25 protein-coding genes and 1 pseudogene are annotated in these 25,069 nt (G+C 42.2%); 7 read left to right on the top strand and 19 right to left on the bottom strand.

The genetic code is table 11. The features are described 5' to 3' along the window. The first annotated feature begins 1 nt into the window (after position 1). The gene (locus tag GVX98_RS10790) at positions 2 to 688 is read left to right on the top strand and encodes a response regulator transcription factor (protein WP_159128065.1); all 687 of its coding nucleotides are present in this window, start codon (positions 2 to 4) and stop codon (positions 686 to 688) included. A 17-nt stretch (positions 689 to 705) separates the two neighbouring features. Here GVX98_RS10790 and GVX98_RS10785 read toward each other — a convergent pair whose 3' ends face one another. From GVX98_RS10785 to nudC, 9 genes are all read right to left on the bottom strand, one after another. Next, entirely contained in the window at positions 706 to 2,028 is a 1,323-nt protein-coding gene (locus tag GVX98_RS10785; protein ID WP_159128702.1) for a HAMP domain-containing sensor histidine kinase, read from the bottom strand. A 35-nt stretch (positions 2,029 to 2,063) separates the two neighbouring features. After that, a complete protein-coding gene (locus GVX98_RS10780) occupies positions 2,064 to 3,113 on the bottom strand; it encodes a cyclopropane-fatty-acyl-phospholipid synthase family protein (RefSeq protein WP_159128064.1) in 1,050 nt (349 codons plus the stop codon). 8 nt (positions 3,114 to 3,121) lie between these two features. Then, positions 3,122 to 3,901, bottom strand: a complete 780-nt coding sequence (locus GVX98_RS10775) for a DUF1295 domain-containing protein (protein ID WP_159128063.1) — start codon at positions 3,899 to 3,901, stop codon at positions 3,122 to 3,124. Positions 3,902 to 3,925: 24 nt separating this feature from the next. Further along, positions 3,926 to 5,131, bottom strand: a complete 1,206-nt coding sequence (locus tag GVX98_RS10770) for a cyclopropane-fatty-acyl-phospholipid synthase family protein (protein ID WP_004981573.1) — start codon at positions 5,129 to 5,131, stop codon at positions 3,926 to 3,928. Continuing rightward, complete coding sequence (locus tag GVX98_RS10765) at positions 5,128 to 5,916, bottom strand: DUF1365 domain-containing protein (protein ID WP_004981574.1); 789 nt, start codon at positions 5,914 to 5,916, stop codon at positions 5,128 to 5,130. Before GVX98_RS10765 ends, GVX98_RS10770 begins: the two co-directional genes overlap by 4 nt. 9 nt (positions 5,917 to 5,925) lie before the next feature. Further along, positions 5,926 to 7,209 carry an NAD(P)/FAD-dependent oxidoreductase gene (locus tag GVX98_RS10760; RefSeq protein ID WP_159128062.1) on the bottom strand — a complete coding sequence of 428 codons (1,284 nt, stop codon included), beginning with the start codon at positions 7,207 to 7,209 and terminating at the stop codon, positions 5,926 to 5,928. Beyond that, the gene (locus tag GVX98_RS10755; RefSeq protein ID WP_159128061.1) at positions 7,206 to 8,192 is read right to left on the bottom strand and encodes an acyl-CoA desaturase; all 987 of its coding nucleotides are present in this window, start codon (positions 8,190 to 8,192) and stop codon (positions 7,206 to 7,208) included. The genes GVX98_RS10760 and GVX98_RS10755 overlap by 4 nt, the downstream gene beginning before the upstream one ends. A 133-nt stretch (positions 8,193 to 8,325) precedes the next feature. Next, the gene (locus GVX98_RS10750) at positions 8,326 to 8,874 is read right to left on the bottom strand and encodes a lipocalin family protein (RefSeq protein WP_159128060.1); all 549 of its coding nucleotides are present in this window, start codon (positions 8,872 to 8,874) and stop codon (positions 8,326 to 8,328) included. 169 nt (positions 8,875 to 9,043) lie between these two features. Further along, positions 9,044 to 9,817: an NAD(+) diphosphatase gene (nudC, locus tag GVX98_RS10745; RefSeq protein WP_171503342.1), complete on the bottom strand. Its 774-nt coding sequence runs from the start codon at positions 9,815 to 9,817 to the stop codon at positions 9,044 to 9,046. Between the two features lie 383 nt (positions 9,818 to 10,200). Between nudC and GVX98_RS10740 the strand changes: the two genes are divergently transcribed. Together GVX98_RS10740 and GVX98_RS10735 are read left to right on the top strand one after the other, a co-directional pair. Continuing rightward, positions 10,201 to 11,724 carry a cryptochrome/photolyase family protein gene (locus GVX98_RS10740; protein WP_004981582.1) on the top strand — a complete coding sequence of 508 codons (1,524 nt, stop codon included), beginning with the start codon at positions 10,201 to 10,203 and terminating at the stop codon, positions 11,722 to 11,724. Between the two features lie 3 nt (positions 11,725 to 11,727). Further along, on the top strand, positions 11,728 to 11,862 hold the full coding sequence (locus GVX98_RS10735) for a DUF2256 domain-containing protein (protein ID WP_159128059.1): 135 nt from the start codon (positions 11,728 to 11,730) through the stop codon (positions 11,860 to 11,862). A gap of 14 nt (positions 11,863 to 11,876) precedes the next feature. Here the strand turns inward: GVX98_RS10735 and GVX98_RS10730 are convergent, their stop codons facing one another. The 3 genes from GVX98_RS10730 to GVX98_RS10720 form a co-directional block, all read right to left on the bottom strand. Continuing rightward, positions 11,877 to 12,131, bottom strand: a complete 255-nt coding sequence (locus tag GVX98_RS10730) for a TIGR03643 family protein (protein WP_058952279.1) — start codon at positions 12,129 to 12,131, stop codon at positions 11,877 to 11,879. Positions 12,132 to 12,310: 179 nt separating this feature from the next. After that, complete coding sequence (gene uraH, locus GVX98_RS10725; protein WP_004981585.1) at positions 12,311 to 12,712, bottom strand: hydroxyisourate hydrolase; 402 nt, start codon at positions 12,710 to 12,712, stop codon at positions 12,311 to 12,313. A gap of 10 nt (positions 12,713 to 12,722) precedes the next feature. Then, entirely contained in the window at positions 12,723 to 13,211 is a 489-nt protein-coding gene (locus tag GVX98_RS10720) for a heme-binding protein (protein WP_171503359.1), read from the bottom strand. A gap of 105 nt (positions 13,212 to 13,316) precedes the next feature. Here GVX98_RS10720 and GVX98_RS10715 point away from each other — a divergent pair, with 105 nt between their 5' ends. Beyond that, positions 13,317 to 13,988 (top strand): heavy metal response regulator transcription factor, encoded by a 672-nt coding sequence (locus GVX98_RS10715; protein WP_159128057.1) that lies wholly within the window; start codon positions 13,317 to 13,319, stop codon positions 13,986 to 13,988. Continuing rightward, positions 13,985 to 15,364 carry a heavy metal sensor histidine kinase gene (locus GVX98_RS10710; RefSeq protein ID WP_159128700.1) on the top strand — a complete coding sequence of 460 codons (1,380 nt, stop codon included), beginning with the start codon at positions 13,985 to 13,987 and terminating at the stop codon, positions 15,362 to 15,364. Before GVX98_RS10715 ends, GVX98_RS10710 begins: the two co-directional genes overlap by 4 nt. 55 nt (positions 15,365 to 15,419) lie before the next feature. Here GVX98_RS10710 and GVX98_RS10705 read toward each other — a convergent pair whose 3' ends face one another. The 6 genes and pseudogenes from GVX98_RS10705 to GVX98_RS10680 form a co-directional block, all read right to left on the bottom strand. Beyond that, positions 15,420 to 16,367: a sensor domain-containing diguanylate cyclase gene (locus GVX98_RS10705; protein WP_004981592.1), complete on the bottom strand. Its 948-nt coding sequence runs from the start codon at positions 16,365 to 16,367 to the stop codon at positions 15,420 to 15,422. Between the two features lie 232 nt (positions 16,368 to 16,599). After that, a pseudogene (locus tag GVX98_RS10700) lies at positions 16,600 to 16,731 on the bottom strand (GTP-binding protein); the annotation flags it as partial. 93 nt (positions 16,732 to 16,824) lie between these two features. Further along, a complete protein-coding gene (gene fusA / locus GVX98_RS10695; protein WP_159128056.1) occupies positions 16,825 to 18,960 on the bottom strand; it encodes an elongation factor G in 2,136 nt (711 codons plus the stop codon). 130 nt (positions 18,961 to 19,090) lie between these two features. Beyond that, positions 19,091 to 19,561 carry a 30S ribosomal protein S7 gene (gene rpsG / locus GVX98_RS10690; RefSeq protein ID WP_004694929.1) on the bottom strand — a complete coding sequence of 157 codons (471 nt, stop codon included), beginning with the start codon at positions 19,559 to 19,561 and terminating at the stop codon, positions 19,091 to 19,093. A 177-nt stretch (positions 19,562 to 19,738) separates the two neighbouring features. Further along, entirely contained in the window at positions 19,739 to 20,113 is a 375-nt protein-coding gene (gene rpsL / locus GVX98_RS10685; RefSeq protein ID WP_002050319.1) for a 30S ribosomal protein S12, read from the bottom strand. Positions 20,114 to 20,267: 154 nt separating this feature from the next. Continuing rightward, on the bottom strand, positions 20,268 to 21,725 hold the full coding sequence (locus GVX98_RS10680; protein WP_159128055.1) for an EcsC family protein: 1,458 nt from the start codon (positions 21,723 to 21,725) through the stop codon (positions 20,268 to 20,270). Between the two features lie 278 nt (positions 21,726 to 22,003). On the opposite strand from GVX98_RS10680, the gene GVX98_RS10675 reads away from it, so the two are divergent. Together GVX98_RS10675 and GVX98_RS10670 are read left to right on the top strand one after the other, a co-directional pair. Beyond that, positions 22,004 to 23,233: a beta-ketoacyl synthase N-terminal-like domain-containing protein gene (locus GVX98_RS10675; RefSeq protein WP_004694933.1), complete on the top strand. Its 1,230-nt coding sequence runs from the start codon at positions 22,004 to 22,006 to the stop codon at positions 23,231 to 23,233. A 23-nt stretch (positions 23,234 to 23,256) separates the two neighbouring features. Beyond that, positions 23,257 to 23,709, top strand: coding sequence for a CopD family protein (locus GVX98_RS10670; RefSeq protein WP_005011820.1), 453 nt, complete (start codon positions 23,257 to 23,259; stop codon positions 23,707 to 23,709). An 80-nt stretch (positions 23,710 to 23,789) separates the two neighbouring features. Here the strand turns inward: GVX98_RS10670 and GVX98_RS10665 are convergent, their stop codons facing one another. Further along, positions 23,790 to 24,896 (bottom strand): acyltransferase, encoded by a 1,107-nt coding sequence (locus GVX98_RS10665; RefSeq protein WP_159128054.1) that lies wholly within the window; start codon positions 24,894 to 24,896, stop codon positions 23,790 to 23,792. Positions 24,897 to 25,069 lie beyond the last annotated feature (173 nt).

Raw genomic sequence — 25,069 nt, 5'->3', positions numbered from 1 at the left:
TATGTCTAAACATTTTATTTTGATGGTTGAAGATCATTACGAACTGGCATCTATCTTATGCGAGTTTCTAGAAGAGCATGGTTTTGTGGTCGATCATGCTCGAAACCTGAATGCTGCGCGTCAATTACTCAAACAGCAACGCTATCATATTTTACTTTTAGATATTAACTTACCTGATGGTTCGGGTTATGAACTATGTGAATGGCTACGAAATAAAGAAGGTATGGACCTCCCTGTGCTGATGCTCACCGCACGCGATACGTTGAATGACAAACTCAAAGGTTTCAATTCAGGCACGGATGATTATCTAGTCAAGCCATTTGACTTTAATGAGCTGGTGGTTCGAGTCAAAGCTCTGATCAAGCGTTCACAGGGTGAAGTCTCCTCTAGCCGTCTTCAAATTCATGATCTTATTCTGGACCCTGCAACACAGCAACTGACTCGTGGAGGACAAACCATTGAACTGCCCCCCATTCAATTCAAACTGCTCAAACTACTCATGCGTCATTCGCCTAAAGTTCTGACTAAACAGGAAATTATGATAGAGCTTTGGGGGGATCAAGAGCCTGAAAGCGATGCCCTGCGTAGTCATATTTATAATTTGCGTAAAATGGTCGATAAGCCTTTTGAGCAAAAACTAATTCACACCATATCTGGTGTAGGGTTAAAGATCACTTTAGAAGCTTAAGCTCTAGAAGCCCAGCCTTAATTTAAATACACGACGACAATCAGTCCAGTCGTCATCGCCAGATCAACATCCTGATGGGTATTGAGATAATACTGCCGATCAAACAATTCCACTCGCCAGCCAAGCTGCTTGCACAACTTCTGTACCAATTGCAGTCCAATGCCATGACCTTTGATCTCTAATTGCAATTGCTGCCCCGACAGTTCTTGTACCTTTGAGTTATTCGGTAAAGGAATGCCGACACCATTATCTGCAATCAATACTGTATTTTTTTGCAAAATGACATCAATTTCTGTGCCTTGTGAATAATTCAGTGCATTCCGCAAAATATTGCCAAATACCATTTTGGTCATCGACGGGTAAAGTTTACGCGGCTGTTCGTTTAGATCTTTTTGAAAATTTATCCGCATGCCTTTGTTATGGCTAACACTATCCAGATCCTGAACTAGATTTTCCAGACATTCTGAAAGCATATTTGATTCAGCGGTTAAAGTATTGGTGGTATTGCGGGCGATAGCCAGTAGTGTGTCCACTAATAGTTGCATGTCTTCAATGGTGTTGTTCAAGCGAGTAAATGATTTATTGTCCCCATAGCGTGCCTGACACAACTGCACATTGCCTTTTAAGATGGTAAGTGGTGTGCGAAGCTCATGACTGACATCACCAGTAAATTCACGTTCACGCTGAATAAACTCGCTTAATACCTGATGATATTTTTCTAGCGCCTGCTTCAGATATTCCGCTTCCAGATTTGAATCAGTCCGTATGTCATGAAACGGTGAAGCCTGATTTTTATAATCTTCCCAATCAATATGTTCCAGTGCGTTGGCAAGCCTTGTAATGGGAGAAAAATAGCGCCGGGCACGACGGTTCCACCACCATAACATACTATAAAGTACAAATAAGCTGACCATCAATGGTGCCAGACCAAACAGCCAGACCAGTTTATTGACATTGCTTTCGCCAAAAACCAACAGCACATGCTGCCCGTCTTTTTCACCATAAACGGTCATGCGTTCCTTGCCATCGACAAAATGCCGATTCACCCCTTGCTCAAGCTGCATAGTCTTAAATTGGGAGGGTGGCACAGTGTTCCAGCGGTAACCATACAGGTTTTTGGTATCGGGCAATTCTGCGGCAGGATTACGTTCTAATCGCTGCCAGTAGTGTGACATCTCCTGTTCTAGCGCCGTTCTTAGCAAAGAACCTTTAATCACCCAGGCACTGAAGCCAATCCCAATCACCACAGACAGGGCAATGAATCCGATTTGCAGCCAGTAGTAGCGGTTAAACACCTCACCCAGAGGATGATCACGTTTGTCCCTAAACAGCTTTAACATTGATGCATTCCCCGCTGGCCAATTCCACTGTTCAATTATACGGCTTTCTTCTTTAACAGAAAGTGGCCAATGACCCACTCGCGTCCATGGTCATAACCAAATAGCTCGGCACAGGCCATAAAGAAAATCCGCCAGCGCTGCCACCAGATTGCGGCATCCGCGCCATAAGTTTTTTCAAACAAGGGCTTTAGCTCGGCCTGTTTACCATCCATATTTTCTAGCCAAGCATTTGCGGTACGTTCATACTGCGTACCCGACCATTGCCAGTGCTGTTCTAGCTGTAAATGCTGCTGAAAATGTAGGAAAGTTGAGGCTGCCGGCATCAAACCACCACTAAAGAAATATTGCGACATCCAGTCAAACTCATTTTTGACTTCAAAAGGATAATGCAAGAAACGATGACAGAAAATATGACACCACAATAAGCCATCTGGTTTGAGCCAAATACTAATATTTTCAAACAATTTTTGATAGTTGCGTACATGCTCAAACATCTCCACTGACACCACACGGTCAAAAGAGGCAGGTTCAAGTTGCAACACATTGACATCACAAGTGATCACATTAAGGTTATCCAGTTTTTTTAAACGGGCTTGTTCCTGAATATACTCGCGCTGCGTTGAAGAATTTGACACGACTGTAATACGGGCCGTTGGATAATGCTCGGCCATATATAGACTTAAAGAACCCCAACCGCAGCCAATTTCCAAAATATCCTGCCCGTCTTTCAGTTGTGCTCGCTGGCAATAGCATGCAAGAGCAGCTTCTTCGGCTTGGTCTAGCGTCATATCGGCATGTTCAAATAGACTCGCGCTATATTTCAAACGCTTACCGAGTACTGCCTGAAAAAATGCGGTCGGCAGTTCATAATGCTGCTCATTGGCTTTGTCTGTCTCAATGGCAATTTCGCTGTTTTTCAGCATGGTCAGCACATCCATATAGCGCTGCGCTGCCAATGCGGGGTTAAACCGACCTTCTTGTGCCAAACGTTTTTTGCTTAAAGTACGAATGCCTGCACGAATCACTGGGTCTGGCACCTTACCATTTTCGATCAGTTCTAAGGTTTTTTGAATCATAAAGTCCATGTATTTACCTACTCTTTGGGTGGCCACGGAATAAACATTGAAGTTCGTCGTTGATAGTCTTTATAGTTGTCGCCACGGTGGGCGAGCGCCTGTTTTTCACTAAATGGAATACCTGTAAAGTAGTACAGGAATAGCCACATCAGCAGAGGATAAATCCATAATTCATAGCATCCTACTGCCAGACCGAGCACTGGATAGGCAAACCAATGTAGCCATTCAAAAAAATAATTCGGATGGCGCGAATATTTCCACAAGCCCTGATCCATGGTTTTACCTTGATTCTGTGGATCTAGCTTAAAACGGTAAAGTTGCTGATCTGCAGTGCTTTCACCTATCAAAGCCGAGAGCATGATCATGCCCGCCACAATCACAGTGACCAAAGTCCAGTCATTCCATTGCTCGGTCGAGATACTTAACAACTTCAGTATTGGGTAAGAAAACAGTAGAGCCAAACCTGCTTGGAATATAAAAAACACCAGAAAACCAAGATGCTGATAATCCCCCATCGCTCGGCGCATGTTGGCATAACGCGTGTCTTCTTGGGTTTCATTGGCATAGCGCCGTAACAGATGCCAAGTCAGCCGTGAAAACCAGATCCCACTCGCCAGTCCCAGAAATAACCGAACCAACATCGGCGCACTGTCAATCACCCAAGCGGCAATAATCACATTAAGGGCAATACTGAAACTCCAAGCGACATCGACTAGCCCTGCTCTGCGGTTATAGGTCACCAACACCCAGCTACAGAGCATGATGAAGACATTGAGCAAAAATAAATCTAGCAGCATGTCGCCCTCCTGTTTTATTTCTGCTTAGTAAGCACTGGCTTCAAACAGCAAATGAACATCACTGATCACACCCTCCCTAAAACCACCTTCGCAATAACACAGATAAAAATCCCACATACGTATAAAACGCTCATCAAAATCAAGTTGCAGTACTTGATCACGCTGCTCCAGAAAACGCTGGCGCCAACACTTCAGGGTTTGTGCATAGCTTTGACCAATATCTTCCAGATGTTTGAGACGAAGTTTTTGCTCAGAAGCCGTTTGCGTCATCACACTGATACATGGAATAAAACTACCGGGGAAAATATAACGCTTAATGTAATCTACCGTATTTAAAGCTTTAACATAGCGTGCATCTTCAATCGTAATCGCCTGTATCAAGGCTAGACCATTCGGCTTGAGGAGCTCTCGGCATTTTCGGAAATAAGTTGGTAAATATTGCTCACCAACTGCTTCAATCATTTCAATGGACACCAATTTGTCGTATTTACCCTCGAGTAAACGGTAGTCCTGAAGCTGTACAGACACCCGATGAGACAGCCCTGCTTCAGCAACTCGGGCGAGTGCTTCATCGTACTGAGCTTTGGAAATGGTAATGGTGGTCACCTTACAGCCATAATGCTGAGCCGCATAAATGGCAAAGCCTCCCCAGCCGCTGCCAATTTCAACCAAATGGTCCATCGGTTGCAATTGAAGTTTTTGGCAGATCAGTTCTTTTTTATAATCTGAAGCTTGTTCCAAGCTCATACAGGGTTCTTTAAACACCGCACTGGAATACATCATGCTGGAATCTAAGAACAATTTAAAAAAATCATTGCTCAAGTCATAATGCTCAGCAATATTCTGACGACTACCATCAATCGAATTCTTGCGGGATTTATACCAAGCCTTGAGTACCAACTGGCTGGCTTTTGCCACTACATTTTGATTCATCCGATCAAGCACATCACGATTACGTGCTAGAATACGAATTACGTTGACCAGATCTTCACTGCTCCAGTAACCACGAATAAAGCCTTCTGCTGCCCCCAGTACACCATTACGGAACAGCAAATCGATAAGGCGTTGGTCGTGAACTTGAATTACTGCATGCAAGTCACTGTAATTTTCCCCGACCAGACCATTCCAGATACCTTTAAATATTAGCTGACCATGACGCAATTTCAGCATATGGCGTAGGACTATCGGCAGTTCGGTATGCTCTCCCATTAACAGTGTTTTCATAGTCATGTCTTTCCTTTTTCTTTTTTAGGATGCCGATAAAACGGAATTTTCTTTTTCCATAAGCGCAAAGCATGTAGATAAATCCCGCTCACCATCCTAAAGGGCTCAAGAACTTTTAATACAGCATATCGATGTTGCTGTGAAGGAAGTGTGATGGCTTGCAGCTTAAATTTCATCGTGGCATCAAATTGCAATATTTCTTGTTCAAACAGCTGCATGTGAATCACATTTTGCTGTTCTGAAAAGCTAAAATGCCAACGATAATCCAGTGACATCGGCATGAATGGTGACACATGAAAGGCCTTTTTAAAGTCAAACTGGTGGCTCTGGTAAGGCGTATGTTTAGTTACATTGTGCCGACAATCGTGAATGTACACCTGACGTTCATTCCACGGTGTATTGGTGATTTCACTCAGTATAAAAATCAGTTGATCGGTCGTATCAAAGATCAAATAAAACACCACAGAATTAAAACGAAAACCCAGTGTGCGTGGTAAAGCCAGTACACGAATAGATGCAGCATGTGGTAAATGATAGTTTTCGTGCTTGATCAGTAACCGTGCAACTTTCTGCCGAATCGAGCCATATTCCATGTTTAGAAAGTCACGTTCATCCAAGGTCAATAAATTCCAGCGACTAGAAGACCAGAACCAAGATTTTTGGGTAAAATTTGCCAGTTGATCCGGATCAAAGCATAAATAGCTAAGCTTCACCTCAAAAGCATGTGATTTGGGCAAATAGCGACGATGGCGAATTTCGGTAGAAGCGATAGCCAGTGGATACATTTGCATTCTGTACTCCTAAGCCGCTTGCTCAGTGTGTTGCAGCAACTGATTTACAACCCATGAAGCACTACGCGCTCCATCTTCATGAAAGCCCCAGCCCCAGTAGGCACCACAGTATGACGTCCGGTTCTGACCATTAACCTCAGCCCAACGTTGTTGTGCCTCAATCGCGGCAGCATCAAATACTGGATGACGATAATATCGTTCTACCCATATTTTTTTCGGATCGAGGTTAAAGTTAGGATTGAGTGTGGCAAAGATTTGGGTTTTACAATTCAGGTTTTGCAACTGGTTCATCCAGTAACTGAAACCATAATGCATGCCACTATGCTGTAATGGAGTTGATTCGGTTGCACGACTAGGTGTCACATGTACATGCCAGCTGGCCCATTGGCGTCTGGATTTGGGCATGATATGAGTATCGGAATGCACCACCATATGGTTATCCTGATAACGAAACTTGCCAAGTACTTCCCGCTCTTGCGCTGACGGGTCTGTAAGTAAATTCAAGCTATCATCAGCATGGCTGGCAAAAATGACCCAGTCAAAACGTTCACTGCCCTGTCCAGTTTCAATCACTACATCATTGGCACTACGGGATACATGAAGCACACCTGTCTTGCGGAAAGTCATATTCGATTGGGCCTGAATGGCACGAACATAACGAGCTGATCCACCCTTGACCGTAAGCCACGAAGGTCGCTCTTTCAGCTGCAACATACGATGGTGCTGAAAAAAGCTCACCACAAATTTATACGGAATATGTCCAGCTTGCTCTACTGGACAGGACCACAGCGCTCCACACATCGGATAGAGATGTTCCTGACGAAAAGCTGTGCTATATCCATGTTGATTTAAATACTCATCAATACTGAGCTGTGCATCGACCTGTTCCACATCCAGATCTTTATTGGCAGCATAGAAACGGAACAGATCCGACAACATCGCGCGAAAATCCGCATTAAAAAAGTTTTGCGGTCGGAATAACAGCGAGAATTTTTTTGAAGGATTGTACTGTAAGCCACTGACCTGATTATTCACCGAAAAGCCCATGTCACTGCTTTGCGATTGAATCCCGAGTTCTTTGAGCATTGCACAGAACAGTGGATAGTTATGCTCATTAAATACAATAAAGCCACTGTCCACTGCGACCTGTTCGCCATCAATATTCAACTGATGGGTATCAGTATGACCACCAAAGTAGTTATTCTTTTCAAAGATGGTAACGTCATGCACTTTACTGAGTTTCCAGGCAGCGTACAAACCAGAAATACCTGAACCAATAATCGCAATTTTCATGGTGATTCCTTAGAATGAATAGTAGGAGCGCCTGTTTTGGCTACTTTTCTCTGTTTTCGAGCTTGTGCAATTTTACTGGCTTCATAAATCCGTGCCGGAATGGGCTTTAAGTCCCAAACTATCCCGAGCCAAGACATAATTTTTAGGAGGTAATAGGTCACATCAATCTGCCACCAGTAAAAACCCTGTCGCGTACTGCCTGCATAATAATGGTGATTGTTGTGCCAGCCTTCGCCCAAGGTAATGATAGACAAGAATAAATTGTTGCGGCTTTGATCATCAGTGTCAAAATCACGGCTGCCGTAATGATGCGCCAGTGAATTGATACATAAGGTCGCATGAATCAGCAATACAGTGGACACCACAAATCCCCAGACCAGTAATTGCAAGCCGGAAGTCCCCAGTTGCGGCCAAGCTATTGCCAACCATTCTCCTAGTGCATAAATCCCACCCGCGGTCAACAGCACCACAATTAGACTAAACCGGTCTAGCCAGATTAATTCCGGATATTTCAGCCAGTCTTTGATGACTTCTTTACGCGTGGCAAAGTTATATTCATTCAGAAACCAACCCACATGGCTATACCAAAAACCATGGGTAGATGAATGCGGGTCTTGTGACGAATCTGTATAGCGGTGGTGATAACGATGATGGGCTGCCCACCATAAGGGGCCACGCTGTGCACTCATAGTACCTAGTAATACAAATAGGAACTGCACTGCACGCGAGGTCTGAAAGGTTTTATGCGATAAATAGCGATGAAAAAAAGCCGTAATGGAAAACATACGAATCAGGTAGAACAGCAGCATAAAGCCCACTGCAAACCACGACACTCCCACCCAGAACACTGCTAGACAAGCCAGATGCAACAGAATAAAGGGTAAAATCCGCTGCCACTGAATCTTGCTGTTTTCAGCCGTCAGTGTTTCGGGCACTGTGGGTGTAGACCAGCTGTCTATCCATCGCATCAGAGTTTTCAACATGGACTCATCCTACTTTCGAGCGATTGTATTTATTCTATTTGATGAGTGTAATCAGTCAGGTATGAATTTTATGTGAAGTAAATAAAAAACCGAACTGTTGAGAGATTTATCAGTTCGGCAAAAGGTTAGCAGATTAATGAGGCAATTTGATAAGTTTTGTCACGTCATAGCCATAATCTTTCGCAGTGTCTATATATGACTGATAAGTTGCTTCATCTAGTTGCGGTTCACGTGACAAAATCCATAGGTATTTATTACTGGGGCCACCCACCAGTGCCACTTTATATTCCGGGTCTACTCGTAATACCCAGTAATGACCTTTAGTAAAGGGTATCCATCTTAAACCTTTAGGCAAAAAGCTGACCTTCAGTTTGCTGTTCCCCTGATTTTGCGAATACGCAACACCTTCAGAGCTAATTATCTCGCCATTGGCAGTTCGGCAGCTATTCAATACGCCGATAGTTTGATCGGCATTGACGCTATATTGTGCCGTGATATTAGCTATACATTTACGCTGAAAATACATCGGTAAATGCGCAATTTCATACCATTTACCGGCATACTTCTGTATATCTACCCGATCAACTGCCTGAGGCGCAGCAGTTTCTGCTTGAGTCGTTGTATTTAAGCTGATGATAGACAGTGCTATCGCTGCAAAAGCAGACTTAAATCGCATCTTCATTTTTTAGCCTTGTTGGATCTCAGGATTAAGATAACCCAGCTAGATGTGAACAAAGCGTGAAGATCAAATGATGCGATTCAGTTTCTCCAGATCAGGAAATGCCATCTGAATATTCACTACCTAATGCGTTATTGCAGTTTATTTGAGAGACCCAAACAAGATTACTTTTTCAAAGCCATTTTTTGCTGTCATCTGCAACAGGCGTTCCATGTATCACATGCTGAATCATGGTATAGGCTATACTACCCTTAAACGGAATCTCGGGTAACTGATCAAATTTAAAAAATTGCGCATCGCTGAGTTCATTTTCTTGAATCTGAATTTCCCCTCCCTGATATTCTGCCTTGAAGGCCATCATCAGATTGCTGGGAAACGGCCACGGCTGACTGGCTAGATATTGAATATTTTTGATTTGTAGTCCCACTTCTTCCAGCGTTTCACGGCTTACTGCCTCTTCCAGGGTTTCTCCAACTTCAACAAAACCTGCAATCAGGCTGTACATCTGGGTTTTGTTGCGAGCATTTTTTGCCAGCAGAATTTCATCTGTACCTCGGGTAATGATGGTAATCACACAGGGATTCACCCGCGGATACTGGTTATAGCCACAGGATGGACAGATCATGGCATACTGGCTGACATGCTGCTGGGTGGCGTGACCGCATTTACTGCAAAAGCGGTGGTTACGGCGCCATTCCAGTAACTGTACCGCACGGCTGGCCTGTTCAAACTGCGGTCTGCTCCAGACTTGCACCAGTTGCCGGATTGGAACCAGCTGATAACCTTCCGGCACCGGTTCGTCTTCTTTCAGGTCACGAGCAATGATCTCGCAATTTTCCGACAGGTTTAGGTCGTGCTGCAGTCTTTCTACCTGCGGCAACTGAAAATACTCATCCACTAGTAATTGCTGCTGTCTAAAAATATACGCTTTTGAATGCATGCTCATGACAATTCCCTGATTAAAAAAATCCCATACAGAGGGGTGTATGGGACAAAACTAAGGAAGCTCACATGGAGTAACTTCAAGCCAGATACTAGGCGTGAGCTACTTGAATTACAACCATAATAATTTTTATCTTTTTGATTAAAATCACATAATTTTCACACTACTCATGTATTAAGAAATCATGTAAAGCGAGTTTCATCAACTGGCTTTAGCATTGTAGGGATGAATATTTTGTTATAGCAGTACTCATCATTTCTGTGCGATGTCAGCGGGCCATCTGGTCGAGTTGGATTGATTCAACATGCAGGATGATCTTTATTTTCACAAAAAATTGAACTGTCTTGACTTACACTGCGCTATCTTTCATAGGGTCTGGAATGGCTATGCGTTTCGGTTTAATTCTGGGTGACCAGCTTCATCATCAGCTTGCTACGCTCAAAGCGCTGGATCGTATCAGGGATGTGATCCTGATGGCCGAAGTTGTTGAGGAAGCCACTTATGTCGCCCATCATCCGCAGAAAATTGCCCTGATTTTTAGCGCCATGCGTCATTTTGCCAAAGAACTCAAAGCAGAAGGCTGGCGTGTACGTTACCATGCTTTTAAATCTGATAGTCCGATTCGTAGCCTGCTGGATTTCGTAGAGTCACAGCAGCAACTCTTACCAGTCACAGAACTGGTCATTACGCACTGCGGGGAATATCGTTTACAGCAGCAGATTGAACAGTATTGGAGCCAGCAGCTGCAATTGCCAGTACAATGCCTGAATGATGAACGTTTTTTCTGTAGTCCGGAGCAGTTCCGGCACTGGGCCAGTCGCTACCAGACACTGCGTATGGAATATTTTTACCGGGAAATGCGCAAGCAGACCGGTTACTTGATGCAAGGACAGCAGCCGTTTGGAGAACAGTGGAACTATGACAGCGCCAATCGTAAGGCCTGGGCTGGCAATCCCCCTTTGCCTGCACCACTTCACTTTGAACACGATCAGATTGATCTGGATGTGCTTGAATTGGTTGAACGTGAATTTTCCCGTCACTCTGGCAGCCTTGACAACTTCCGCTGGGGCACCACACGTAGCAATGCTCTGCTTGCACTGGAGCATTTCATTACCCACAGTTTGCCACATTTTGGCGATTATCAAGATGCCATGGTTCAAGACTCAGACATGCTGTTTCACAGCCTGCTCTCACCTTATCTGAACTGTGGTCTGCTACTACCTAAAGAAGTCTGTGATGCGGCAGAAGCTGCATACCATGCCGGTCATGCACCACTGAATGCAGTGGAAGGCTTTATCCGACAAATTCTCGGCTGGCGCGAATATGTTCGCGGAATTTACTGGCTGTACATGCCAGAATATGCCAGCCGCAATGCACTGCAGCACTCAGCACCATTGCCACAATTTTACTGGACTGGCCGTACTCGGATGAACTGTATGGCTGAGTGTTTCCGTAATACTTTTCAGCATGCCTATGCACATCATATCCAGCGTTTGATGGTGACTGGAAATTTTGCCTTATTAACTGGTGTAGACCCGCAGCAGATCAGCGAGTGGTATCTGGCAGTCTATGCCGATGCCTATGAATGGGTAGAACTACCGAACACGCTGGGTATGGTGATGCATGCCGATAGCGGCTTGATGGCCAGCAAACCCTATGCGGCCTCGGGCAATTACATCCATAAGATGTCCGATTACTGTAAGCACTGTAGCTACAATGTCAAAACTCGCACAGAGCTAGATAGCTGTCCGTTCAATAGCCTGTACTGGTATTTTATGATCCGGAATGAGGCGAAATTTCGTACTCATCCACGTATGGGCATGATCTATCGACAGCTAGATAAACTTAAAGATCGGCATCAGATTATCAGCCATGCCCAGCAACTTCTTAGCCAGATCAATGAGTTATAAACGATGAAAAAACAGCATCTCCCTGAAAAAATCTGTATCCACTGTTTGCGCCCTTTTAGTTGGCGCAAGAAATGGTACCGCTGCTGGGAGGAAGTACAATATTGTTCTGAACGATGTAAACGTGAGTCCAGACGGTAATCAAAATCAAACACTTAGAAACGCTTGTATTGGCGTGAACAATAGGCCCGTATCACATCAGGTAAACGCAGCTGCAGATGCTTGGTTTTTCGGCCTGTCACACGTGCACGCCACATTTTAAAGCTACTGGGTTTCATATTTTGCCGCATCAAGCGGATCACTGCCGCTTCGTTCAAACCAAACTCACATTGAATGGCTTCAAATGGGGTTCGATCCTCCCAGGCCATTTCGATAATTCTGGATAAGTCTTCTTCAGAAAATTGGTTCATGCCATTCTCATTTTAATTACTATGAAGCTTCAATAAGTTCTATCAACTCATTTACATAACTTGAGTCAACTTTAATTCAACTAAAAGCATAATAATACGATCATGAATTTTTTGTGATTTTCTCTAGTTTACGGACTAAACACAAATAATAGGGCTAGTTAGACTAGCCCTTTTAAATCTTAGTTGCCTCTATAAGTCGAATATCCATAAGGACTTAGAAGTAGAGGAATATGATAATGGCTGACACTTCCATCTACCTTAAAAATTACAGGAACTTCAGGAAAGAAGGTATCTTGCTTATTTTTTTTAAACCAGTCCTCGGTTTTAAAGGTAACTTTATAAATACCAGCTTCAAGCTTCTGATTTTCAGGAAACAATCCAGTAATACGGCCATTAGGGCCAGTATATTGCTGATTTAATTTCACCCATTTATTCCCGGTACTTTTTTCGAGTACCACCTCGACTTGAGCGGAAGGCAGACCATTTTCTAGATTCAACACATGCACACTTAAGGGGTTAGTTTGTGCAAAAGTCATTGAGGTCAACAATAGTGTTGAGAGTGGCAATAATTTTTTAAACATGATGGATTCCTTAAGGATTGAAAATAGACTTAACAGCTGTTTCAGCGCAGTAATGGTCATTTTTTGCGCCCCCTGCTCCGGCAACGCCAATGGCGCCGACCACTTGACTCTCATAACGCACAGGTACGCCGCCACCTAACAATAGTAAATTTGATAAAGTGGTTAAATTTTTTGCATCCTTATTTTCATGGGCATTTTGACTTAACAACATGGTCGCCATTCTGGTGGATAAAGCGGTATAGGCTTTCTTTTCGGCTGCGCCTAAATTATGTGGCCCGACAGTTTCATGTCTCTTTGAAATCAAGGTATTTCCTCCCCGATCTACCACCACCACGGCAATATTGTGCTGTATTTTTTGACATACGGTCACAGCAGCATCAATAAGAGTTTGTGCTGTCTGAGAATCAAGTGAATAAACTTGATTCAATTGAACGGATTGTGCAAAAGTACTGCTACTCATCAGCATTACTGTTGCAATAAGCCCTTTGAGTTTGTTCATCATGATTGCCCTGAATTAAGTTTTAAAAATCTTATACAATCTGAATGATTTGGATGATGACAATCACATTACAAAGTTGTCATCTTCAAAATGAGCCTGAACAAAATGTGTATTCTAATTATCGAAGATGAAGTTAAAATCGCCTCATATCTGGTTAAAGGGTTAAATGAATCTGGCTATGAGGCGGAATGTGTCCATTCAGGGCTAGAAGGCTTGGAAAAGTTAAAAATGCATGCATATAGTCTGGTTATATTAGATGTGATGTTGCCCGATATAGATGGCTGGGCAGTCCTGACAGTATTGCGACAATTTTCTAAGATTCCAGTAATTTTTCTTACCGCAAAAGACCAAGTGATTGATCGGGTCAAAGGTTTGGAACTAGGCGCCGATGATTATCTAGCCAAGCCTTTTTCTTATATTGAATTACTGGCCCGAATTAAAAGTCTACTTAGACGTCAGCAGTATGTAGAGGAAAATCAATTAGAAATTGCAAATTTAAAATTGGATTTAATCCATCATAAAGTCTGGCGTAACCAACAGCCTGTAGAACTCAGTAAAAAAGAATTCAATCTTTTGCGCTTCTTACTTCGCCATCCGAATGAAATTATTACGCGCAGGCAAATAGCGTCTGAAGTCTGGCAGATCAATTTTGATACCGATACTAATTTTATTGATGTAGCTGTGCGGCGTTTACGCAGTAAAATTGATGAGGGACATGATATAAAGTTAATTCATACTGTTCGCGGTTTGGGCTATAAAATTTCGGTAGACAAATAATGTTTAACCCCATTCGTTCGCTAGAACTACGATTAACACTACTAGCTACCACTTGTGCTGCGATGGTTCTGTGTACTGTGGCGTTGATGACTTATCTTGGCATCAACCAGATTCTAATTACACAGCAAGATCGGGCTTTGGTTGAACGTATTGAACGTCTGGAAATTTTATTGCAGGACAGTCGCAATATTGAGCAGATTATTGCGCAGCCGAAGCTGTATCAAAATATGCTCGGCAATCAGGACAATCTATTTGTATTGCTTAAAGGGAATCAGGCTCTGATCAACATTAATCCTCTTGGCATTCCACTGCCTGAATTTACCCACCAGCCCCAGATTCAATTCCGTGATTTATCGGCTTATACTTATCCCACCCGTATTGCATGGAAAACTATTCAAATTAATCGACAACCCTATCTATTAATTGCAGGCAAGCAGTGGTCGGAACGTTTAGCGATTATCTCGCCTTTTAAAAAACGTCTATTTATCTATGTATTTAGCGGCATTCTAGCCATTTTCATACTTTGCGCGATTGCCAGCCGTTTCGGATTGAACGCATTAAGAACACTACGCAAACAAACTCATGCTATTAGTATTCACAAACTTGAACAGAGACTTAATCTAAATCATCCTCCTCAAGAGATCGAACAACTAGCCTCCGATATTAACGCCATGCTTGACCGTATTGAACTAGGATATAGCCAACTGAATCGTTTTTCCGAAGACATTGCTCATGAATTCAGAACACCTTTGAATAATTTAATCGGGCAAACCGAAATTTTACTCATGAGTAAACGTAGTCCCGCACAGTATCAGGAACTCTTGATTTCCAACTTAGAGGACTATCAACGTTTAAAACGAATGATTGACAGCATGTTATTTCTAGCACGCGCAGATGCGCACAAAGTTTGCTTAAACAAACAGAAGATTCAACTTCAATCATTTATAGAAGATATATTCAGTATTTTCGAGTATCAAGCCGAAGAACAACACTGCAATTTTGTTTTAAGTCTTGAGGCGACTGAGCTATCGGCAGATCCTGAACTGTTACAACAAGTGCTGTATAATCTGATATCAAATGCGCTCGTTCACGGCGGCAATCACCGAACTATTTATGTGCTTAGCCACCGGAAGATCATTAATAATATGCAGATGATTACATTATCTGTAATCACCAGTGGTTTGGAAGTTGCCCCTGAGCATTTGCCTCATCTCTTTGAGCGTTTTTATCAGTGCAACTCCAGCAGACAAAGTCCTCATCAAACGGGTGGTTTAGGCCTATCGATTGTTGCATCCATTTTAACGCTTCATCAGGGAATGTATCAGGCAGTCAATAGCGCAGAAGGTATATGCTTTGAATTGTGTTTTCCTAAATAGTCTTAAATTTAAATGTATGTATTAGGACATCAGTAAAGTAAATATTTACGTTATATTAAAAAATTAATTTAGACTTTAATTTTTTCTTATGCATATACATTTTTTTATCAGCTTGTTCTGCTGCAAATAATAAACCTTTATTTGGGACTCTCATTGAAAAACCAATAGCTATACTAATATCAACCTCACAAAAAGCATCTAGAATTCTTTTTAAAAGTATTTCAGCCCCTACTGAGTTGTTTTCCATACTTAATATTACAAATTCATCTCCACCTAATCTAGCAATAATATCATTACTGCGCACTGTATTCACAAGCACATTTGCAGCGCACTGTATTAAATGATCGCCAGCCGAATGCCCCAAACTATCATTAACTTGTTTCAAATCGTTTATATCAATAAAAAAAATTGCTGCTGGATGGCCATACCGTTTACATCGCTCTTCTTCCTTTTCTAAGAATTCTTCCCAAGCTCTTCTATTGTACAGACCAGTCAAATCATCTTTAAATACTTTTTTTCTTAAACTTTTAAACTCATTAATATGCTTAAATTGACGTAATTCAGCTTGAAGTATTCTACTAAGTAAATCTCCTAATAATTCTATTATAGCTATATCTTGACTTATATTTTCAGATTTTGTTTGAGGGTGAATAGCACATAATGTTCCAAATAAGCTACCATCCTCATTAGTTATAGGTTGGCCAATATATGATTTAATACTTACCTGATTATTAATTGGTGCACTTGCATATAGTTCAATTTTTTCTGAGGCAGGAGCAATTTTTGGACCATTTCCTTTAACCATATGGCAACAAAATGAATCAGCCCATTTGAAAACTTGACCTGGTTTAATATGGTATCCATGGTCTTCTGTTTGTAATACTATCCAATCATCACCTTCTACCCGAGTAATCATACATAAGTCAAATCCAAACCTCTGATGTAAAAAATTTAAAATTTCTCTTCCTGCATCTTCAAAATTTTTAAACTTTTGTTTATTCATTAAAGTAGTCCTTGGTTGTATACTAGCCATCTTTCGGTGAAACTTTTGATCCTAAACATACATTCTTATATCAAAATTAAAAAACATATAAAAGCAGCTAAATTAATATACACAAAAAAAACATATTTTTCATAAAGTTGTTTTTACTTTACAATGTTTTTCAATATAGACTATTGATACTTAAATTAAATAAAAAATTACTTTTATTTCGCATAAAATGTATTGGAGCCAAGGAGGGGCCACCGAATTTCTTCGCACATACAGTTGCAATTGCAGCTGTTAAAGTTGTTTTACCATGGTCAACGTGACCGATTGTGCCCACGTTAACGTGTGGCTTATTACGTTCAAACTTAGCCTTAGCCATGAGATCTTCCTTTTTAAACTACTCATGCAGGATCACTGCATGAGCACTTGGTTTTTAACTATGAATTAGTTTGGGCTTATAGTAATCGAAAGATTACTCGTCGTCACCTTTTTTACCGCCAGACTGGAATTTAGAAATGATGCCTTCAGCCACGTTACGTGGAGTTTCAGCATATTTAGCAAATTCCATAGAGTATGTTGCACGGCCTTGAGACATAGAACGCATTTGAGTCGCGTAACCAAACATCTCTGCAAGTGGAACTTCAGCTTTAATTGCTTTAGTACCGCCAGGCAAGTCATCCATACCTTGAACCATACCACGACGACGGTTTAAGTCACCCATGATATCGCCCATGTAGTCTTCTGGAGTTTCTACTTCAACTTTCATGATCGGTTCAAGCAAGATAGGATCTGCTTTCATGAAACCGTCACGGAATGCGTAAGAACCTGCCATTTTGAACGATAATTCGTCCGAATCGACATCGTGGTAAGAACCGTCAAACAATGTAGCTTTGATGCCAACAACTGGGTAACCAGCAAGGACACCATTCTTCATACGCTCTTGGATACCTTTATCCACAGCACCGAAGAATTCTTTAGGAACTACACCACCAACAACTTCTTCAACGAATTCGTAATCTTTTTCTGATTCAGGATCCATTGGCTCTAAACGTACGTATACGTGACCAAATTTACCTTTACCACCAGTTTGACGTACGAATTTACCTTCTTGTTCAACTGTCTTCTTGATCGTTTCACGGTAAGAAACCATTGGTTTACCAATGTTTGCTTCAACACCGAATTCACGCTTCATACGGTCAACAATGATGTCAAGGTGAAGTTCACCCATACCAGCAATAATTGTTTGACCTGACTCTTCGTCAGTACGAACGCGGAATGATGGATCTTCCTTAGCCAAACGACCTAAAGCAATTGACATTTTTTCTTGGTCAGCTTTAGTTTTTGGTTCAACAGCCAATGCAATTACTGGCTCTGGGAATTCCATACGCTCAAGTGTGATGACATTTTTCTCATCACAAAGTGTATCACCCGTAGTCACGTCTTTAAGACCTACACACGCAGCGATATCACCCGCACGAATTTCTTCAACGTCTTGACGATCGTTCGCGTGCATTTGCACGATACGGCCGATACGTTCACGTTTAGATTTAACTGGGTTATAAACAGAATCACCTTGTTTAAGAACACCAGAGTAAACACGTACGAAAGTTAAGTTACCTACGAATTTGTCGTTCATGATTTTGAACGCAAGCGCAGAGAACGGAGCTTCGTCAGATGCTTCACGAATCGCTTTAGTTTCAGCTTTGTCGTCAAGAACACCTTCAATCGCTTTAACTTCTGTAGGCGACGGTAAGAATTCAATTACTGCGTCCAACATACGTTGAACACCTTTGTTTTTGAACGCTGTACCACAAAGCATTGGTTGAATTTGACAAGCCAAAGTTTGAACACGTAGACCAGAAACGATATCTTCTTTAGATAATTCGCCTTCTTCTAGGTATTTGTCCATTAGCTCTTCAGAAGCTTCAGCAGCAGCTTCAACCATGTTTGTACGCCATTCTTCAGCAGTAGCTAGAAGTTCAGCCGGGATTTCACCGTATTCGAACTGCATACCTTGTGAAGCTTCATCCCAAATGATCGCTTTCATTTCGATCAAGTCGATTACGCCTTGGAAGTTTTCTTCAGCGCCAACAGGGATTACTACAGGTACAGGAGCTGCACCTAAACGTGTCTTCATTTGTTCAACAACACGGAAGAAGTTTGCACCAGTACGGTCCATCTTGTTCACGAATGCTAAACGAGGCACTTGGTATTTGTTCGCTTGACGCCATACAGTTTCAGACTGAGGTTGTACACCACCTACAGCACAGTAAACCATACACGCACCATCAAGAACACGCATAGAACGTTCAACTTCAATTGTGAAGTCAACGTGTCCCGGTGTATCAATTACGTTGATACGGTGTTCAGGGAACTGTTTAGACATACCTGACCAGAATGTAGTCGTAGCAGCAGAAGTAATGGTAATACCACGTTCTTGCTCTTGCTCCATCCAGTCCATTGTTGCTGCACCGTCGTGTACTTCACCAATTTTGTGAGATACACCTGTGTAGAACAAAATACGTTCTGTAGTTGTGGTTTTACCCGCATCAATGTGCGCAGAAATACCAATGTTACGATAACGAGAAATTGGGGTTTGACGAGCCATGATTTCTTGCATTCCTAAATTTTGTTGTTTAAAACAGGCGCTTTAAGCTGACGAACAGCTTAAAGCGATTCGATGACAGTTTGGCATAAGCCAAGCTGTCACCCTCCTGAATAGGGGCTGTTTTAGTCGCTTAGAAGCGGTAGTGAGAGAATGCTTTGTTGGCTTCAGCCATACGATGCACGTCATCACGTTTTTTAACCGCTGCGCCTTTACCTTCAGCTGCATCAAGCAACTCACCAGCAAGACGTAAAGCCATAGTTTTTTCAGAACGCTTAGCAGCAGCATCTACTAACCAACGCATAGCTAGAGCAGTACGACGGGATGGGCGTACTTCCATAGGTACTTGATAAGTAGCACCACCAACACGGCGTGCTTTTACTTCAACCATAGGACGAACTTTTTCAAGAGTAGTCTCGAAAAATTCAACTGGGTCTACTTTGTTTTTTTCTTGAACGCGGTCTAAAGCACCGTAAACGATACTTTCAGCAATAGATTTTTTACCATCTTGCATTACGTGGTTCATGAATTTAGCGATTGTTTGGCTGCTGAACTTAGGATCCGGAAGGATTTCACGAGCAGCAACTACGCGACGTCTTGGCATTTTAAACTACCTATATATATGACACTTCAGGTTAATCCAGCCGTAGCACAAAGTGTCATGTGCTTTCGCTGGCCTTACTACACGTCGCTTGAATTTCACAAAATTAATGCAGAAATCAGACAAGCGAGACGATAAAGGATTGCAGTTCTAGCGAACTAAGAAGTTAATCTCGAAAGATTATTTCTTAGGACGTTTAGTACCGTATTTAGAACGAGACTGGTTACGATCTTTCACACCAGCACAGTCTAAAGAACCACGAACGGTATGGTAACGTACACCTGGTAAGTCTTTAACACGACCACCACGGATAAGAACAACACTGTGCTCTTGTAGGTTGTGGCCTTCACCACCGATGTAGCTAGAAACTTCAAAGCCAGAAGTTAAACGCACACGGCAAACTTTACGCATTGCTGAGTTAGGTTTTTTAGGTGTAGTTGTGTAAACACGTGTACAAACACCACGACGTTGTGGACAAGCCTTCAACGCAGGAACTTTAGATTTTTCAACTAAAGTCGTACGACCCTTACGGATCAACTGATTTGTTGTTGCCATTTGGCAATTCTCCCGTTAATAAAAAACCCAAAAAAAGACGACTTTTTGAGGGCATGCAATTGTAAGCTAAGACGTAAAAATGGTCAACATTTCAAACCACATGTAATGCTGACCAAATCAAGGCTTTTACAAATTTCTATCTATTTTAAAGGGTTTATTTTTTACTCGGTGCATTTCGTCTTTTTGTAACCTTTTTTTCAGTCGGCTCTACCGCAGGTTTTGCTGCAACTTTTGAAGCCGCAGTAGGTTCATTTGGTACTAAAGAATCATTATTATTCTGTATGGTCTCTTCAACCTCATCTACTGGATATAAATCTGCAAGATCTTCTTCCACTTGTAGGGCTGGTTGCTGCGGTGCGACAGCATCATGAGGTTCAACCATTTGATCTGCGAGCTGTTCCAGCCCTTGTTGAACACGCTCTTCGGTTGCGACAGGCTCTGTGACTTTGTCGGACTTTTTCTGAACTTTTACTTTAGCAATACTTTGATGACCATTTAACTCTACTTCAGCTCCAAGCTTTAAATCTGAGCTATCGGTGTCTGATGTACTGCGCTGTGACAGCAGTCGTGGTGAGGCTTTCACCAAAAGCTCAAGTGAGCGTTCATATGCTGTTAAAGCACTCAGGCTAGTATCTTTTTGTTGGATGATATACTGGCGGGCTTGTGAAAAAACCAGTTGTGCTTTTTGGTGTACATCATCAACAAGGCGCCAACTATAAGCTGCACTCACCCCTGCACTGGCAATTGGTGTGAGTTTTGCTAACTTATTCAGTAGCGATAGGTTAACAATCGACTGTCCCCATTTCAGCTGACCATCGGCATTGGTCAACCATTTCTTTAAGGCTTCAATATCATTACTTGAACCTAAAAGCTGTTGTAACTGAGAGACATCATGGGTTTGCAAGGTACTTGAAATGGCTTTTATCGCCATCAACAAAGTTTGTTTTTCCGCAATCAGCCCAAGATCAATCTGTTTAAAAATAAACTGGACGATGTCTTGATCGGACTCTTTAGTTAAGTCAAAACCATAAGAACGTCCCACTTGGTAAATCATACGTAACGACATCACCAAGGAAGCAGGGACATCTACCGTTGAGCCAACAAAGCCCGTTGCACCAGTCAGTGCGCCTTGCAAGATGGCAATAATTTTATTTTGTTCGGACAATGCCTGACTAATCCGTTTTGAACGGTCGACATCTTGGGTCAGCATTTCTAAATCACGCACGCCCGCTTCATCTAAAACGGCATCGACTGAGCTCATACTCGAGCTAAATTGATTGAGCTGGCTAAAAAAATAATCTGCGGCTTTATCGGAAAGTTGTGGCGACACAAAATGCGCGACTCGATTTGCGTTGACATAATGACGTCCTAATAAATGACGTGATACTGTCGGCAGATGGTCTCTTAAGACTTGCTGCGGGTGTTCATAACGCTTATTTTTCGATTTTGTTTTTGTACTCGCACTATCACCAGTTGTAGCATTGGTCAGTGCTGAAGCCGTATCTGGGCTCACTTGGTTTAATATGTTTAAACCTGTATGGCTGAGCTTTTTAGCCACTCCGAAGGCATTTGAAAAGAAACCACTGCGCTGTTTATTGTTTGAATCCGCCATTCCGTACCCCGTACTTTATAATCTTTCATTTCTAGCTAAATACTAGGTGTAGTACGCATTTATCTCAATAAGAATATGTGTCTTTTAGTAAAGTTGAAATGCCCTGCTCCCGATTTTAAGACAAGTCAAATTGGCATAGGATTTGCCATAAGAATTAAAAATTCTTTCTGCTATTATGATCTGCATTGAAAACATAAGAGTTGCAATTGGCTTAGAAATAAATTGTTGATTCATCTTTAAGCGCAACTCTGCAAAACCACCATATAAGGGATCTTTAAATGAAACGTGTAGTAATCACTGGCATGGGTATCAACTCATGTATCGGTAATACTTTGGAAGAAGTTACTCATGCATTACAAAACGGGATTTCTGGGACACGTTTTAACCCAACCTATGCTGAACTCAATTTTAAAAGTCATATCAGCGCTGCTGCTGAACAAGACTTTGATGGTATCGACCGTAAGCTAAAACGCTTTATGGGTGTTTGTGCCATGTATGCATACAATGCTGCGGTTGCTGCAGTTGAAAATGCAGGCTTAACAGCAGAGCAAATTGGTGGCAACCCACGCTATGGTATCGCGGGCGGTTCAGGTGGTGGCTCAACTGCATCTGTAGTTGAAATGAAAGAATTGTTAGACACTAAAGGCGCACGTAAAGTTGGTCCGTTCTTCGTACCACGTAATATGTCGAACACAATTACAGCAAACGTTGGTGTTGCTTTTAAAATGCAAGGTGTTGCACACACCATTACCAGCGCATGCGCAACGTCTGCTGATGCAATTGGTTATGCCTACAACCTAATTCAACTCGGCAAACAAGACTTAATGCTTGCAGGTGGTGGTGAAGAAGATCACTGGTCTCAAAGCTTGTTATTTGATGCGATGGGTGCACTGTGCTCAAAATACAATGACACACCAGAAACAGCGTCTCGCCCTTATTCAGCAGACCGTGATGGTTTCGTGATTGCTGGCGGTGGCGGTTTTGTAGTGCTTGAGTCTTTAGAACATGCGCAAGCACGTGGTGCCAACATTTTGGCTGAAGTCGTGGGCTATGCTGCAAACTCTGATGGTGCAGACATGGTTGCGCCATCTGGTGAAGGTGCGACACGTTGTGTACTGATGGCACTTGAAGAAGCAAAACAACACGGCGTAGACAAAATTGACTATGTGAATACGCATGGTACGTCGACGCCTGCTGGTGACATCACTGAATTAAAAGCAATGGAACGTGCATTTGGCGAAGGTCAAGTTCCTCCATTGAGCTCAACCAAATCAATGACAGGTCATAGCTTAGGTGCAGCGGGCGTACAAGAAGCGATCTACTCAGTCCTAATGATGCAAAATGACTTTATTGCACCAAACATCAACGTGACTGAACTGGATGAAGGCGCAAAACCATTTGATATCGTGCTTGAAAAACGTGACGCAAAATTGAATACTGTGATGAGTAACAGTTTCGGTTTTGGCGGCGTAAATGCATGTCTCATTTTCAAAAAGTGGGAAGGCTAAGCCGCCCATTTTAGGGTGACTTGATGGATGCTCCTTCTGATGCTTTCTTATGGGTAAAAGCATTACATATTATTGCCGTGGTGTGTTGGTTCGCTGCATTGTTCTACTTACCACGGCTCTATGTTTACCATGCCATGAGTGATGATGCCGTCAGTCATCAACGTTTCGAGGTCATGGAACGCAAGTTGTACCGTGGCATTATGTGGCCATCGATGATTGCAACACTGATCACGGCACACTTCTTGGTGGATTGGGGTGATGCAACGCGCCACTACCATGAAGCCCTGTGGTTCTACCTCAAAGTCGGTTTGGTTGGATTGTTGGTGATTTACCACTTTGTTTGCGGTTATTACCGTAAGAAATTGATTGGTCATGCGCACTACAAGTCACACAAGTTCTGGCGCTTCTTTAATGAAATGCCGACCCTCATTTTATTTGCTGTGGTGATTTTAGTCGTGGTTAAACCGACGTTTTAAAATCTCTGAAATGAAAGCCCCGATTGATTCGGGGCTTTTTAATATCTGTAAAAAATCAACAGCACAACCAAAGATCCGCGCTACGAGCGTATCCAAGATTGACGAATTTTTAAATTGAGCGGGGTCGAATAATATTTCTCAATCGCCCAACTCAAAATAAACACCGCGATAAAATAAACAGGCAACAACATCAACTTTTCAGCCGCTACAGTTTCTTTGGGAAAATACACCACTTTCATTAAGCCGAGAATAATCAAATGAAACAGATACATTTCATAGCTACGCCGTCCAATCCAGACCAAACTCTGTGTTGTGTATGAGGTAGGTTTAACTTTCAGGTCTTGGGTAAAACACAATATGAGTAACGCCGTAAGTAAAGCACATACGCTAATGCCCCAAGTACTCACCTCTTTGATGGGTGCATAAAAATATAAAGCGGTCATTAGAAACGCTGTCACAGCAACAATTACTTTTGGATTGTAAATAGCAGCTTTAAAATGTTGCGCATACATTGCGGTGAGGCAGCCAATGGCAATTCCATCAAAGCTGGAGAAATAATGATACAGATAAGCGCCGCTTTCCTCGCCAAAATGGAGTGCACGAAAATACGGTGCATACGCGATGACAGCGAGCAAAAAAACAATAAAGCCTTTGCCCCGACCAAGCCCTAAACACAGGACAGGAAACGCCAAATAGAAAACCTCTTCAACCGATAAAGACCATAATACGCCCAAGGCATAGTTCACCCAGCCGTATTCAATAATCAATAGATTCATCCAGAAACTCAAAGCTGAAAGAACAGTCACAGCATAGGACACCTCTACGCCATTGGGCGACTGATTGATAAAGGGTTGCAATCCTAAACTTCCGAGCACACTGACCATCGCGACCAATAACACCAGACACGGCATGATTCGGGCAATACGACGGATATAAAAATCTTTCAGCTTAATCTGCGCCAAAGATCCACTACGCTGTAAAGTATGCTGGGTAATCAAAAAACCTGAAATGACAAAAAACATGGTCACACCATAGTTGCCGTTTCGGGCAATCAAGGTACTTAAGCTCTCGCCTCCGATTAGGATGCCGAGAAAGGTATCGTGTAATTTATACGGAATATTGAAATGGTGAATCAGTACCAACAGGATGGACACGCCACGCAGGATGTCAATTTTATAATTACGCATAAATCATTATTAAAATTTTAAAGTGCCTCATTAAAATTGAAATCGCCTGATTTAGACAGCTTTTATATATAAAATCATACAATGATCTAACACTGAATTAGAACCCATTGATTCAGCTCAAGCAAAAAGAAAGCCCTGCTTATGCAGGGCTTTCTTTTAAACATCACGAGTAC

The organism is Acinetobacter sp. 8I-beige (assembly GCF_902505955.1).
GTDB lineage: Bacteria > Pseudomonadota > Gammaproteobacteria > Pseudomonadales > Moraxellaceae > Acinetobacter > Acinetobacter johnsonii.
Note: the sequence above shows the minus strand (reverse complement) of the source record. Positions and strands in the feature narration are given on the sequence as shown.